Source organism: Arthrobacter sp. P4_H3, assembly GCF_056400885.1.
In genome coordinates, this window is the sequence record NZ_JBFUKK010000002.1 from 325750 (window position 1) to 340244 (window position 14495).

Genomic DNA, 14495 nt, shown 5'->3' on the forward strand with positions numbered 1-14495 from the left:
GTGCCGTGAAGTTACGGCACCCGCCCTCCTGTTTCAGCATTTCAGTCTCAGCGTCATCAGGAGCCTTTCATGGTCAGTCACCGCCGTAACCGGCGAATGCGTGCCGCCCGGATCCGTGGCCTGCTGCTTAGCTACCGGGACATCCTGGTGCTCGCCGTTTGCGCGGCGGGGCTTCTGGCAGCCTGGCTGGTCTACGGCGTGACCGGCTCCGGCAGCCACGGGACGCCTGCAGCAGGGGAGCCGGCAGCGACAGTGCTGTCGGGGCAGATGCCTGACCCGCAGGTTCGTGCCGAAGTGCCCGCGACGTCGACCGCTGCACCGGAAGTGCCGGCGCCGGACCCGGCTGCGCTGCCCGCTGTGCCGCTGGCCGACGGCGGCGCGGCCGCGGCGCAGCCGGCCGCTTCCTACCCGGTTGCGTCCGCGCCGCAAAGGATTACGTACCAGGCGGCCGGAATGGACGTGGTGGTGCATCCGCTGGAGCCCGATTCCCTTGATGCCGAAAGCCACAGCATCGTCCCGCCGGAGACGATGGACGGCTATTGGCTGACTCCCTTCGGAACACCCGGGGCCGGGTCCACCAACACGACATACGTCATCGGCCACAGCTGGGAAGGCCTGGATGCGCCCTTCAACCACCTGAGTTCAGTCGCCGCGGCCGGAGACGAACTGACGGTCACCACAGCTGCCGGCACCATGACGTACACGGTGGAGTCCGTCACCACCTATACCAAGGCCACCTTGAAGGACAGCCCCATCTGGACGGTTGCCCCCAACCGTCTGGTCCTCATCAGCTGCTACACAGAGGATCCCTGGGGCAAGAACGTGGCTGTAGTGGCCTCACCGGTCCCGGGGCGCTGACGTCCCGGACCGCCAGCCTCGCAGCAGGGCCGGCTAACGGGCTCCCGGTCCGGTGTGTTCGAATATTGAGACAACTTGACCATCATGTGGATGCCTTGGCTACCCTGAAAGCATGAGCGCATCCACCATTAATCTTGCAGTCATTCCCGGCGACGGCATCGGCCCCGAGGTCATCGCCGAAGCCTTGAAGGTCCTGGAGAAGGTTGTGGCCGCTGAAGGCGTCACGCTGGACCAGACCCACTACAAGCTGGGAGCCCAGCACTGGCTGGAGACTGGCGAGACCCTCCCGGAGGAAGTGCTGAGCGATCTCCGGACCCGTGACGCCATCCTGTTCGGCGCCGTCGGGGCCGCCCCCGGCGACACCCGGATCCCGTCCGGCATCATCGAGCGGGAGATGCTCCTCAAGCTCCGCTTCAGCCTGGACCACTTCGTCAACCTGCGCCCGTCACGCCTGTTCGGCAGCGTGGGCAGCCCGCTGGCCAACCCCGGTGTCATTGATTTCATTGTGGTCCGCGAAGGTACCGAGGGGCCCTACGTGGGCAACGGCGGCACGCTCCGCGCCGGGACCAAACACGAAGTTGCCACCGAGGTTTCCCTGAACACCGCCCACGGCGTGGAGCGTGTGGTCCGCGATGCGTTCCGCCGGGCCAGCGAACGTCCGCGCAAGCACGTCACCCTCGTCCACAAGCACAACGTGCTGGTCTACGCAGGCCACCTGTGGAAGCGCACCGTTGAAGCGGTGGCGCAGGAATTCCCTGACGTCACCCACGACTACCTGCACATTGACGCAGCAACGATCTTCATGGTCACCGACCCGTCGCGCTTCGACGTGATAGTCACGGACAACCTTTTCGGCGACATCATCACGGACCTCGCCGCTGCCGTCACTGGTGGCATCGGGCTGGCCGCCTCGGGCAACATCAACATGGAGCGCACCGCCCCGTCCATGTTCGAACCGGTGCACGGATCGGCTCCTGACATCGCCGGCCAGCAGAAGGCAGACCCCACAGCGGCCATCCTGTCGGCTGCGCTGCTCCTGGACCACCTCGGTTACACCGACGCGGCGAAAAAGATCGAGGCGGCGGTCATCGCCGACGTCGAAGGCCGCAACGGCGAGGTGCGCAGCACAAGTGCTGTGGGCGACGCAATCGCTGCCGCCCTGTAGGGGCCTGCATCAGGCGTAAGCTTGTTTCGAATCACCAATATGCTGCCGTGGTCCGACGCTGAACCACGTTCACACACCAGGCAGCCGACCGTGGAGGAACCATGACTCAGACTGCCCATGGCGTCGAATTCACCCAGCAGCCCTCGGCAACCCCGAAGTCTGCTGACGAGCGTGCAGCCATCCTGGCAAACCCAGGTTTCGGCAACTATTTCACCGACCACACCGCGGTCGTCGACTACAGCGTCGACGAGACCGGCAAGGGCGGCTGGCATGACGCGCGCATCGAGGCATACGGTCCCATCTCGCTCGACCCTTCGGCGGCAGTGCTGCACTACGGCCAGGAGATCTTTGAGGGGCTCAAGGCCTACCGCCATGGTGACGGCTCGGTGTGGACGTTCCGTCCCGAGGCCAACGCCGCGCGACTGAACAAGTCCGCCCGCAGGCTCGCGCTGCCGGAACTTCCGGAAGAATACTTCCTTGGCGCCATCCGCGAACTTGTGCAGGCCGACCGGGAATGGGTCCCGGCGGGGGACGGCGAGGCTCTGTACCTCCGTCCGTTCATGATCGCCACCGAGGCGTTCCTGGGCGTCCGCGCAGCCAGGGAGGTCTCCTTCCGCGTGATCGCGTCACCGGCGGGCAACTACTTCGGCGGCGAGCTGAAGCCCGTTTCGATCTGGATCTCGCGTGAGTACGCCCGTGCGGGCCGCGGCGGAACCGGCGCGGCCAAGTGCGGCGGTAACTATGCGGCGTCCCTGATCGCGCAGCAGGAGGCTGAGGCCCACGGCTGCAAGCAGGTCCTCTTCCTGGACCAGTTCAACGACAACGCCGTTGAGGAACTTGGCGGCATGAACGTGTTCTTCGTCATGAAGGACGGTTCGCTGGTGACGCCCGCGCTGACCGGAACCATCCTTGAAGGTGTCACCCGGATGTCCGTCATCCAGGTGGCCAAGGACATGGGCCGCACCGTCACCGAGCGCAAGATCACCCTGGACGAATGGCGCGACGGCGTCGCATCGGGCGAGATCACCGAGGTCTTCGCCTGCGGGACCGCGGCCGTCATCACGCCCATCGGCGTCCTCAAGGACGCCACGGAATTCATCGGCTCCGAGGATGCGAAGGCAGGGGAGACCACCATGGCCATCCGCGAGCAGCTCCTCGGCATCCAGACGGGCACCGTCGAGGACACCCACGGCTGGCTGATGCGCCTCGCCTAAGTCCTTCTGACTGACGCACGACGCCGGGTGCCCCGCAACGCTTGCGGGGCACCCGGCGTCGTACTTTCCAGAGTTTTGCCCGCAGCGGGACTTTTCCTCCCTATTAATAGGCGAGCAACAGCAACGGCTCAGGCGAGCAGCAACAGCCGCCGGCCCGCGACGGGTCCTGCCGGCCCGGAAGTGCGAAGATGGACAGGTGAATCCCGCATCCTCACCGTCGATTCTTCCCGCCAGCGACCTGGCCCGTTTCCGGCTGGCACCCAATCCCGGGCCCATGAGCCTGGACGGGACCAATTCGTACTTGCTGGGCGGCCCGAGGTCCGGGAGCTCGGTAGTGGTGGACCCCGGGCCGTTGGATGAGCAGCATCTGCTGGAGCTGGCCGGGGAGGGGAGCGTGGAGCTCATCCTCCTCACACACCGTCATGCGGACCACACTGCAGCGGCCGCACGCTTCCACGAACTCACGGGGGCTCCGGTCCGCGCTGCGGACGCACGGCACTGCCACGGGGGTCATCCGCTCGTTGACGGTGAAACGATCCGCGCGGCCGGAGTTGAGCTACGCGTCATTGCCACCCCGGGCCACACCTCGGACTCGCTGTGCTTCCACCTGCCCGGCGATGGAAGGCACGGATCAGTGCTGACCGGCGACACCATCCTGGGACGGGGCACCACGGTGCTGGATTTTCCCGACGGCAAACTGGGCGACTACCTGGCAACCCTGGACAGGCTCGAAGAGCTTGGAGCGGCCACTGTCCTTCCCGGGCACGGGCCGGTGCTCCCTGCGCTGGATGCCGTTGTCCGCGCCTATCGGGAGCACCGCCACGAACGGCTTGCGCAGATCCGTGCGGCTTTGACGGAGCTCGGCGCCGGTGCAGGCGTGCGTGAAATCACCGACGCCGTATATTCGGACATCGATCCCGCCGTCCGTCCGGCAGCGGAGAACTCCGTGGCCGCGCAGTTGGAGTACATCCGGGGCTGAGCGCGCCGGACCGGTACGGTGGCGGCGATGCCGGGCGCATCCCGGCCCGGCAGTGCCCTTGGCAGGACGGCTGACCGGAGACGGTACGCTAGGAACCATGCGTATCGCCCGTTTTGTAGCTGATTCCGATCCCCTCTACGGCGTTGTTGAAGGCGAGCCCGGCAGTGAGGAAGTCACTGTCATCAAGGGTGACCCTTTCTTCAACGGCGTTGAACGCAGCACCGTCAAGTACAAGCTTGAGGATGTGCGGCTGCTGGCCCCCATCATCCCGCGCAGCAAAGTTGTGGGCGTCGGACGAAATTTCGTTGAGCACGCCAAGGAACTGGGCAACGAGGTGCCGCAGCAGCCCCTCCTGTTCCTTAAGCCGAACACCTCGGTGGTGGGCCCCAACGATCCCGTAGTGCTGCCGGAATTCTCGGACGAGGTTTCCTTCGAAGCCGAGCTGTGCGTGGTGATCGGACGGATCTGCAAGGACGTCCCCGAGGACCGCGTCGACGACGTCATCTTTGGCTACACCTGCGGCAACGACCTGACCGCCCGTGACGTCCAGAAGACGGACCTGCAGTGGGCGCGGGCCAAGGGGTTCGACACCTCGGCCCCGCTGGGCCCGTGGATCGAGACCGAACTGGACACCGAGGACCTCCGGATCCAGGGCTGGCTCAACGGTGAACTCCGCCAGGACGGCAGCACCAGCCAGATGATCCGCGGCGTCCGCGAACTCGTCTCGGTTGTGTCGCAGGCCTTCACGCTGCTTCCCGGCGACGTGATCATGACCGGCACGCCTGCGGGTGTGGGAGTGGTTACGGCCGGTGACCGCTTTGAGGTGGAGATCGAAGGCATCGGCCGCCTCTCCAACCCGATCGTCCGGCGCTAGACACAAAACCGGCGCTAGACAAGACCGCACAGAAACGCGGACAGCCGTCCCGGGAATTCCCGGGGCGGCTGTCCGTTTCCGGAGCGGAACTGGCAGCGGATTTGGTGGCGGGGCGGCGCCCCCGGGCAGGCGGTAAAGTTGGAGTCACTATGACTACTCCTTCTGTGGCCAACGCCGTTTCCAGTCCTGCCGTCACCCCCGAAACCCCGGTCCGGGTGCGGTTCTGCCCGTCGCCCACCGGCACCCCGCACGTGGGCCTGATCCGGACGGCGCTGTTCAACTGGGCCTACGCCCGGCACACCCAGGGAACGTTTGTCTTCCGCATCGAGGACACGGATGCGGCGCGCGACTCCGAAGAGAGCTACGAGCAGCTGCTCGAGGCGCTGAAGTGGCTGGGCATCTCGTGGGAAGAGGGCGTGGAAACGGGCGGCCCGCATGAGCCGTACCGCCAGTCACAGCGCCTTGACCTCTACAAGGACGTGGTGGCCAAGCTCCTGGACGCCGGCTACGCCTATGAGTGCTACTCCTCCCCGGAGGAAGTGGAGGCGCGTCACCGCGCAGCCGGCCGCGACCCCAAGCTCGGCTACGACAACTTCGACCGCAACCTCAGTGCCGAGCAGATTGCCGCGTTCAAAGCCGATGGCCGCGAACCTGTGCTCCGCGTCCGCATGCCTGACGAGGACGTCACGTTCACTGACATGGTCCGCGGCGAAATCACCTTCAAGGCCGGCAGCATCCCGGACTATGTGATTGTCCGCGCGGACGGCTCCCCGCTGTACACCCTGGTGAACCCCGTTGATGACGCCCTGATGGCGATCACCCACGTGCTGCGCGGCGAGGACCTGCTCTCCTCAACTCCCCGCCAGGTGGTGCTGATCCGCGCCCTGATGGAGATCGGTGTCGCCAGCTACATGCCAGTGTTCGGCCACCTTCCGTACGTCATGGGCGAGGGCAACAAAAAGCTCTCCAAGCGCGATCCGCAGTCCAACCTGTTCCTGCTCCGGGACCGCGGGTTTATCCCCGAGGGCCTGCTCAACTACCTCTCGCTGCTGGGCTGGAGCCTGTCCGCCGATGAGGATATCTTCACCGTGGAACAGCTCATCGAAAACTTCGACGTCCACGACGTCCTGGCCAACCCCGCGCGCTTCGACATCAAGAAGGCCGAAGCTATCAACGGCACGCACATCCGGATGCTGGCGACGGACGATTTCAGGGGCCGCCTGGTCCCGTACCTCCGCGCCGCCAACCTGGTGGGGGAGACCCTGACCGCACGCGAGGAGGAGATCCTCGCCGAGGCCGCGCCGCTGATCCAGGAGCGCATTGCCCTGCTGGGCGAAGCGCCCGAGATGATTTCCTTCCTGTTCAAGAACGATGACGCGATCGACGTCGCGGACGATGCCCGCAAGGGGATGCCGGAGAACCTCACCGAGGTCCTGGACGCCGCGATCGCCGCCCTGGACTCCGTCACGGACTGGAACGCGGAGAACATCCAGGCAGCGCTGAAGCAGGCGCTCGTGGAGGACCTGGGCATCAAGCCGAGGCTGGCGTTCGGTCCTGTCCGCACGGCCATCTCGGGGCGGCGGATTTCCCCGCCGCTCTTTGAATCCATGGTCATCCTGGGCAAGGCCTCATCGCTGGCCCGCCTGCACGCTTTCCGCGGCTGATGACTGCCATGCGCGGTGACGGCGGCGGTGTCCTCCATACGGGCTTTGGCGTCATCCGGGGTGTGCTGTTCGACATTGACGACACCCTGGTGGACCTTGAATTCGCCATGACCACCGCGCTGCGTGATGTCAGCGAACATCTCCTGCCCGGCCTGGACCAGGCCGGGTGGGAGAAGTTCGGGCGGATCTTCACGCACGAAACCACACACTTCTATGACCGCTACCTGGCCGGCGAACTGACCTTCAACGAGCAGCGGCTCCTCCGGGGCCGGGCTGCCCTGGGCCACTTCGGCGTGGAGCTCGAGGAGGGTGAGGAGTCCCATGCCTGGGTTACGTCTTACGCGGCCCTGCAGCACGGCTACGTCCGTGCGTTCGAGGACGTGACGCCGGTCCTGGACGCCCTTGACGCTGCCGGGATTCCCTACGGGGCGGTGAGCAACAACGTCCACGACTACCAGCGGGTGAAGCTGGACACGGCGGGACTGCAGCGCATCAGGGTGCTGGTGGGAACGGACACGGTGGGCGTGCCCAAACCGGATCCTGCCATCTACCTTGAAGGTGTCCGTCTCTTGGGCAGCAGCGCCGCCGAGACGCTCTACGTGGGTGACAACCGGCTGCTTGACGCAGAAGGTTCGACGGCGGCGGGTCTGCTGGGCGTCTGGCTGAACCGCAGCGGTGAAACCGAGTCTGCTTTTGCCGGACACCAGGTAGGTTCACTGGCGGACCTGCTCGGGTAAGGGGCCGGCGGCGGGCATCAGGCGGAATCCCGACGCGGCCGTTTGTTGCGCAAGGCCACAAAAGCACCCACGGAACCCAGTCCCAGCACCCCCACCATACCGATTGCTGTGCCGGCGTCGGGCCGTCCCGCCATATCTGAGGGCGACACCGCAGCGGCGCTCGAGTGCAGCGTCGCCGTTCCAGCTGCTACCTTGGCGTTCCCCTCCGCCAGTCTGCCGGCCCCTGCGGCGAGCTGTGTGGAACCGGCGGCAAGCTTGGTGTTGCCCTCTGAGAGTTCCGAGGCTCCGGCGGCCAGGGCCGCTGAACCGCTCAGGAGCCCGGGTTTGGCAGGGTCAGCCGGGTCGCCCTTGATGCCGGTGTTCAGGGCCACGACCCCGGCGGCAAGCCGGGAGGAGCCTTCGGTCATGCCGGCAGTGGCCTTGAGCAGGCCCGGGCGCTCGGCGTTTCCGGGCACACCGTCCATCCCCACCCTGATCTTGGCGGTGCCCTCGGCCAGGAGTTGCGTGCCGAGGACAACGCCGGGACTCGCCGGATCCTGGCTGTTGAGCTTGCCGCTCAGCGTGGTGAAGCCGGCGGTCAGCCTGCCGGCGCCGGCCTGCAATTGCCCGGTGCCTTCGTGGAGCCGTGCGGCGCCGGACTGGAGCTGGGCGGCTCCGGCGTCGAGCTTGTGGGCGCCTGCAGTGATTTTTGCAATCTTGTCTTTCACGACTGACAGCGGTACGAGCCCCTGGACGGGGTCTTCGGCGGCTGCCTGCAACAGCTCAAGGGCCTGGGCCAGGGCGGCGGTGCCCGTACCCGCCTCCGGATTGCCGTTGGCCCCGCGGTAGCCCACGAGCTGATCCGTCCCGGCGGCGAGCCGGCCAGCGCCGGCTTCCAGCCGTGAGGCACCGTCGCTGAGCTGCGTGGCGCCGTCGGCCAAATTGTTTTCCGCGTTTCCAGCGGGTGTGGGAGTCAAGGCCGCGGAAAGCTGGACCGCCCCGGCGGCAAGCTTCTGCGCACCGTCATCAACTTTGTACACGCCGGGGGCGAGCTTGTTGTTGACGTCTGCCTCGATCTTGACCGCTCCGGCCGCGAGCTTCTCGGCGCCCGCTTGGAGCTGGTCGGCGCCGGGAGCGAGCTTATCGGTGATGCCGGAACGGACCTTCTCTGCCCCGGCCGAGAGCTTTCCCGCCCCCGTGTCTGCCAGCGCGGCACCCGTGGAAAGTTTTCCGGCACCGTCCTGGAGCTGGTCGGCACCTGCGGAGGCCTGGCCGGCCCCGTCCTTGAGCCGCGCTGATCCGTCAGTAATGCGCCCGGTGACCACAGTGTAAAAACCCAGCAGTGCAATCAGGAGCAAGGCGAGTACCGCGATGGCGATCTGCTGGGTACGGGTGCGGATGCGGTTGTTGGGGGGAGCAGTGGCACGACTCTGTGGCACGGAGGTTCCTCTCGACGGTTCTGGCAGGAGCTGCTATCCCTGGACGCCTCCGACCGTGACGCAGCTAACACGTGAAGCTGGGCGTGAAACTGCCGGTCGGGAAGAGGCGGGGAGACTGGTTACTGAGTGGTAACTTACCGAGAGTAAACTTGTTTCGCCCGGAATTGCAAGGAATTTCTCGGCCTGCAGGGCTGATTCCCTCTCAGCCAAGCCGGGCGGCGGCCTCACCGGAGCGTTCAGAGCCCCGATTTGTGCCAGCCAAAACTCTCGGGTAAAGTAATTACTCGTGCTGAGGCGCTCGGAGCAAAGGTTTAGACCTGAATATCCGGCCCGAAAGCGTCATTGGGATATGGTGTAATTGGCAACACTACGGTTTCTGGTACCGTCATTCTAGGTTCGAGTCCTGGTATCCCAGCTCTGAAAAACTGCACTCCGGTGCGGCGGATCAGCGGTTTCAAAGCGGTTTAGTCGATTTGAAACACCGGCTCTGTGTATGAAACAATCACTGAGCCTGATGGCAGAAATGCCATCCGGAAGTACGCGGCCCCATCGTATAGCGGCCTAGTACGCTGCCCTCTCACGGCGGTAACGCGGGTTCGAATCCCGCTGGGGTCACCATTGAAACGGTCCCGGGCAACAGCCCGGGGCCGTTTTGCTTTTGCCCGGATACCTTCCGCGACAATTCCCCGCCGAAGGGTCTTTTCCCCTGGAATCGCAACGGGGAGATGACCGCCGGGCGGGGATTTCCTGGCCGGATGCACGCGCCGGACGGTAACCGAACTGGCATGATGAAGCTGTGACGTCCCCATCTGAGAGTTCGCCCCCGGGCCCGGCAGCGCCAAACTCAAGGGCTGCTGCTGCCGTGGAGCTGCTCGAGGCCGTCCGCGGTGATCTCAGCGCGGCCGTGCTGCCGCTCGCACTGCCGGGAGCGGAATCCGCCCGCCTTGATATCAGGAATGCGTTGTCGCAGCTGGATGACTACATCCTTCCGCGTTTCCGCAGCCTTGACGCTCCGCTTCTGGCGGTCGTGGGAGGATCCACCGGGGCCGGGAAATCCACCCTTGTGAATGCCCTCGTGGGCCACCCCGTCACACGGGCCGGTGCCATCCGCCCAACCACCAGGCAGCCGATCCTGCTGCACAATCCGGTTGACTCAGGCTGGTTCGAAGACCAGCGCGTGCTGCCGAGCCTAAGCCGTATCAGGGGTGTTGTGGTGGACGCTCAGGTGCCAGCCAACCGCGCCGGTGCCGCACCGGATGCCGCCGCGATATCGTCCTTGGTGCTGGTGGGGCATCCGGCGGTGCCGGCAGGGATTGCGCTGCTGGATGCTCCGGACGTCGACTCTGTCTCGGATGACAACCGGAAGCTCGCAGGGCAACTGCTCGCGGCGGCCGACCTCTGGGTATTTGTCACAACAGCGAATCGCTACGCTGACGCCGTCCCCTGGAAGCTGCTCCTCAACGCCGCAGCCAGGGACATCATGGTGGCCGTGGTACTGGACCGGGTGCCCCCTGCCGCGGAGGCGGAGGTGAGCGAGGACCTCCGGGCGATGCTGCAGCAGGAAGGCCTCGGCGCAGCGAAGCTGTTCATTGTCCGGGAGGTCGCCCTCGACCGCCGCGGAATGCTGCCCGCCGAAGCCGTGGAACCCCTGGGGCGGTGGTTGCGCGAACTGGCGGCAGATGCGGCGGGTCGGGCCGAGATTGCCCGGCGGACGCTGAACGGCACGGTGCGCACGCTCAGCGGGCGCGTCGCTGCCCTCGCCCGGGCCTCGCAGGAGCAGCAGCAGGCGGCGGAAGTGCTGGCCAAGGATGTCCGCACCGCCTATCAGGACGCGGTGGCCCGGATTCTGGAGGCCACACGGGACGGTGCCCTCCTGCGCGGTGAAGTCCTTGCCCGCTGGCAGGACTTCGTGGGCGCCGGCGAGTTCTTCCGCGTCCTGGAACAAAACATCGGTCGCATGCGGGACCGGGTGGGTGCGTTTTTCCGCGGAGAGCCTGCCCCGGCGGTTAGGGTCGAAACAGCCATCGAAACCGGGCTGCAGGCCGTCATCATGGACGAAGCGGCGAATGCGGCCGAGGATGCAGACCAGCGCTGGCGTTCGGACCCGGCGGGCCGGCAACTGCTGGGCACCGACGACCTTTCCGGCACCAGCGCCGGCTTCCCGGATAGGGTCGCGGCAGAGATCCGGGCGTGGCAGGGAGGGCTGATGGAGCTCATCCGCACCGAAGGCCAAGGCAAGCGCACGCAGGCCCGGTGGCTCTCCTTTGGGGTCAACGGGCTCGGTGCCGCCCTCATGATCGTTGTATTCTCCATGACTGCCGGACTCAGTGGACTGGAGGTCGGCGTGGCAGGCGGGACCGCCATCGTCGGTCAAAGGCTCCTGGAAGCCGTCTTCGGTGAAGATGCCGTACGGCGCCTGGCTCAGAGGGCGCGTGAGGACCTGAACGCGCGGTGCCGGAACCTGCTGCAGGATGAGCAGCAGCGCTTCCTCGAACGGCTGGACTTTGCCGCCGGCGAGTCACCGGACGTGCTGGCAGGCCATGCCCGCGCCCTGCAGCGGCTGGCGGAGTCCGCGTGAGCAGGCACAGCGGGACCAGGGAAGCCTCCCGGCTCCACACCCGGCTGGAAGCCCTGAACGACGCGCGGGAGCTTGCCGGCGGGGTCCTCCCCGAGGAGTCGCTGGATGACGTGCTGCAGGTCCTTGAGCGCGCCAGTTCGCGCCGTTCGCTGTCGTCGGAACACACGGTGGTGGGATTCTTTGGTGCCACGGGCAGCGGCAAGTCCTCGCTCTTCAACGCGGTGAGCGGCGCTGACATCGCGACGGCGGCAGCCCGCCGTCCCACGACCTCGGAACCGCTGGCCGGCGTCTGGGGAACAGAGGGCAGTGAACCGCTGCTGGACTGGCTCGGGGTGAACAAGCGGCACCATTTCCCGGCAGCGCCGGGATTGGCCGATGAATCCACGGGCCTGATCCTGCTGGACCTGCCCGACTTCGACTCCACGAAGGCCGCCAACCGGGAAATTGTCCAGCGGATGGTGGGGCTGGTGGACGTACTCGTGTGGGTGCTGGACCCGCAGAAATATGCGGACGCCGCAGTGCACAACGACTTCCTTGCGCCCCTGGCTTCGTACGGAGCGGTCACCCTGGTGGTCCTCAACCAGGTCGACCTGCTTCCGCCGCCGGACATCGCCCCCGTGCTGGAGTCGCTCAAAGCCATCCTGGCCCGTGACGGATTGGGCAAGGTCGAGGTCCTCGGTGCCTCTGCCCTGACGGGGACCGGCGTGGACAAAGTCCGGGCGGCCATCCGCCACGTGGCGCTGCAACGGCAGGCGTTATCCCAGCGGTTGGCGGCGGACGTTTCCAAGGCGTCGGCGCAGCTCGCGGCGGCCTCCGGAAGCGGGGAAGCGGCAGGTGTCAGGGCCGGCACCCGGTCGCGCCTGGCAGACGAGCTTGCGGCGGCCGCCAACGTCCCGCTCGTGGTCGAAGCCGTGTCGCGGTCGTACCGGCACGAAGCAACGCGGCGCACCGGCTGGCCACTGACCCGCTGGCTGGTCCGGTTCCGTCCCGACCCGCTGCGGCGGCTCAACCTCCGCCGTGAAGGGGCCAGCGCCGAGGTCAACAGGACATCGCTGCCGCCGGCGGGGGCACCGGAACGCGCCAGGACGGACGCGGCTGTGCGGGAATTTGCGGACGCGGCCAGTACCGGAGCTCCCGGGCCTTGGCGTGCGGCCATCCGCAGCGCGGCGCGGGAAGGACGGGACCGGTTGCCGGACGCGCTGGACCAGGCCATTGCCGGCACCGACCTGCTGGCCGGACGCAAGTCGTGGTGGTGGGGCCTTTTCAACGCCGTCCAGTGGCTGGCCCTTCTGGCAGCCCTGGGCGGACTCGCCTGGCTGGGCGTCCTTGCAGGCCTCGGCTATCTCCAGCTGCCGGTTCCGGAAGTGCCCAGGGTGGAGGGGTGGCCTGTGCCCACCCTGTTGATTGCCGGGGGAGCGGTGCTTGGCATCGTCCTGGCCATGGCCGGGAAGGTCATCGCCGGCGCGGCTGCCCGACTGAGGGCCGCTGCGGCGCGGAAAAAGCTCAACGCGGCCGTCGCCGCCGCGGCGGACAGGCTGGTGGTCGAACCGGTGGAAGTCGAGGTCAGCAGGCTGAAGTCCTTCAACGCGGCCCTGAAGTCCGCGGGCCGCGGCTAGCGTTCCTGCCGCTGTCAGCCTTCCTGCAGCGCTGCCGTGGCCTCGCGCACCTTGATCATGGTGCGCAGGTTGCGCGTGGTGGTGCTGGATTTGTAGCGGACCTTGGACGACACCTTGCTGAACGGGCTGTCCAGGGTGCCGCCGGCGGGTGCCAGCCAGGCCATCGCCTCCGGACCCAGTCTTTGCTGCCGGGTGCCGTCCAGGCGGGCGCCTGCCTCGAACAGTTCGTCCAGCATGGCCTTGTCCGAACTGAGCGTGATGTAGGTATGGGTCGCCTTGTCTTCGGCCGGGTACGGGCACGCCTCCACGATCGCGGCAACCCTGTCGGCGGTCAGTACCACTACCCACGCGTCATAACCAAAGGCTTCACGCAGGCAGGCTTCGACGTCTTTCTTAACTGCTGCCGCCCCGAGACTGCTGGCGAGGGCCACGTTGCCGCTTGCCAGGAGGGTCTTCACTCCGGTGAAGCCGCGGGACGCCAGCGCATTCTTGAGGTCCGCCATTTTGATGTTGATGCCGCCCACATTGATGCCGCGCAGGAATACCGCATAGCTCTTCATGGGCACAGCCTATAACCCGCGAACGGGCAGGGGACGCCGGGCAAACCGCGCCCCGCGGGTGTTATGCCGGGTCAGTCGTTGTTTTTGCGCAGTGCCTCGGTGAGGACACGGGCGGCATTGCAGACGACTTCGGCATGCAGCCGGCCCGGCTGGCGCGTCAGGCGCTCAATCGGCCCGGAAATCGAGACGGCGGCAATCACCCGTCCGGACGGACCACGGACGGGCGCCGAAACGGAGGCGACCCCCGGCTCGCGTTCGCCGAGGCTCTGGCCCCAGCCCCGCCGTCGTACTCCCGCCAGCACCGTGGGTGTAAAGCGCGCGGCCTGCAGTCCTTCGAGGAGGCGGTCGTGGTCCTCCCAGGCAAGCAGCACCTGGGCGGCGGAGCCGGCCTTCATAGAAAGCTGCGTACCCACCGGGATGGTGTCCCGGAGGCCGATGGGGCGTTCAGCCGACGCAACGCACACGCGCCAGTCACCCTGCCGGCGGAAGATCTGCGCGCTTTCGCCGGTGGCGTCGCGCAGCTGCATCAGCACCGGCCCCGCGGAAGCGATCAGCCTGTCCTCGCCCGCGGCGGACGCGAGCTCCACCAGGCGGCTGCCCAGCACAAAGCGCCCCTGGATGTCGCGGCTCACCAATCGGTGATGAACCAGTGCAAGTGCAAGCCTGTGCACGGTGGGACGCGCCAGCCCGGTGGCAGCCACCAGCTGCGCCAGGGTGGTGGGTCCGGCCTCAAGTGCGTCAAGCACGTGGGCCGCTTTATCGATGACGCCGACTCCACTAGAATTGTCCATGTACTGATATTGCCGTCTCAATATCTGAGATGCAAATCATT

General features: G+C 66.6%; 12 protein-coding genes and 2 tRNA genes. 11 read left to right on the forward strand and 3 right to left on the reverse strand.

The features are described from left to right. Window positions 1–69: 69 nt before the first annotated feature. From AC1DRE_RS04825 to AC1DRE_RS04855, 7 genes are all read left to right on the forward strand, one after another. On the forward strand, window positions 70–858 hold the full coding sequence (locus AC1DRE_RS04825) for a class F sortase (protein WP_476983559.1): 789 nt from the start codon (window positions 70–72) through the stop codon (window positions 856–858). Window positions 859–970: 112 nt separating this feature from the next. Beyond that, on the forward strand, window positions 971–2023 hold the full coding sequence (locus AC1DRE_RS04830) for a 3-isopropylmalate dehydrogenase (protein WP_476983560.1): 1053 nt from the start codon (window positions 971–973) through the stop codon (window positions 2021–2023). 101 nt (window positions 2024–2124) lie between these two features. After that, window positions 2125–3237 carry a branched-chain amino acid aminotransferase gene (locus AC1DRE_RS04835; protein ID WP_476983561.1) on the forward strand — a complete coding sequence of 371 codons (1113 nt, stop codon included), beginning with the start codon at window positions 2125–2127 and terminating at the stop codon, window positions 3235–3237. A gap of 196 nt (window positions 3238–3433) precedes the next feature. Beyond that, window positions 3434–4216: an MBL fold metallo-hydrolase gene (locus AC1DRE_RS04840; RefSeq protein ID WP_476983562.1), complete on the forward strand. Its 783-nt coding sequence runs from the start codon at window positions 3434–3436 to the stop codon at window positions 4214–4216. Window positions 4217–4313: 97 nt separating this feature from the next. Beyond that, window positions 4314–5090 carry a fumarylacetoacetate hydrolase family protein gene (locus AC1DRE_RS04845; protein ID WP_476983563.1) on the forward strand — a complete coding sequence of 259 codons (777 nt, stop codon included), beginning with the start codon at window positions 4314–4316 and terminating at the stop codon, window positions 5088–5090. Window positions 5091–5239: 149 nt separating this feature from the next. Then, a complete protein-coding gene (gene gltX, locus AC1DRE_RS04850; RefSeq protein ID WP_476983564.1) occupies window positions 5240–6754 on the forward strand; it encodes a glutamate--tRNA ligase in 1515 nt (504 codons plus the stop codon). Further along, on the forward strand, window positions 6754–7491 hold the full coding sequence (locus tag AC1DRE_RS04855; RefSeq protein WP_214952820.1) for an HAD family hydrolase: 738 nt from the start codon (window positions 6754–6756) through the stop codon (window positions 7489–7491). Before gltX ends, AC1DRE_RS04855 begins: the two co-directional genes overlap by 1 nt. A 17-nt stretch (window positions 7492–7508) precedes the next feature. Here the strand turns inward: AC1DRE_RS04855 and AC1DRE_RS04860 are convergent, their stop codons facing one another. Beyond that, window positions 7509–8909, reverse strand: coding sequence for a hypothetical protein (locus tag AC1DRE_RS04860; protein ID WP_476983565.1), 1401 nt, complete (start codon window positions 8907–8909; stop codon window positions 7509–7511). 343 nt (window positions 8910–9252) lie between these two features. On the opposite strand from AC1DRE_RS04860, the gene AC1DRE_RS04865 reads away from it, so the two are divergent. The 4 genes from AC1DRE_RS04865 to AC1DRE_RS04880 all read left to right on the forward strand — a co-directional run bounded on the left by AC1DRE_RS04865 (window position 9253) and on the right by AC1DRE_RS04880 (window position 13103). After that, window positions 9253–9324: transfer RNA gene (locus AC1DRE_RS04865), tRNA-Gln, on the forward strand. Window positions 9325–9451: 127 nt separating this feature from the next. Beyond that, window positions 9452–9527 (forward strand) — tRNA-Glu (locus AC1DRE_RS04870). A 178-nt stretch (window positions 9528–9705) separates the two neighbouring features. Continuing rightward, window positions 9706–11487, forward strand: a complete 1782-nt coding sequence (locus AC1DRE_RS04875; protein ID WP_476983566.1) for a dynamin family protein — start codon at window positions 9706–9708, stop codon at window positions 11485–11487. After that, a complete protein-coding gene (locus tag AC1DRE_RS04880) occupies window positions 11484–13103 on the forward strand; it encodes a GTPase (RefSeq protein WP_476983567.1) in 1620 nt (539 codons plus the stop codon). Before AC1DRE_RS04875 ends, AC1DRE_RS04880 begins: the two co-directional genes overlap by 4 nt. A 14-nt stretch (window positions 13104–13117) precedes the next feature. Here the strand turns inward: AC1DRE_RS04880 and AC1DRE_RS04885 are convergent, their stop codons facing one another. After that, window positions 13118–13663 (reverse strand): DUF1697 domain-containing protein, encoded by a 546-nt coding sequence (locus tag AC1DRE_RS04885; RefSeq protein WP_476983568.1) that lies wholly within the window; start codon window positions 13661–13663, stop codon window positions 13118–13120. Window positions 13664–13734: 71 nt separating this feature from the next. After that, window positions 13735–14454 (reverse strand): IclR family transcriptional regulator, encoded by a 720-nt coding sequence (locus tag AC1DRE_RS04890; protein ID WP_011692361.1) that lies wholly within the window; start codon window positions 14452–14454, stop codon window positions 13735–13737. Window positions 14455–14495: the final 41 nt, after the last annotated feature.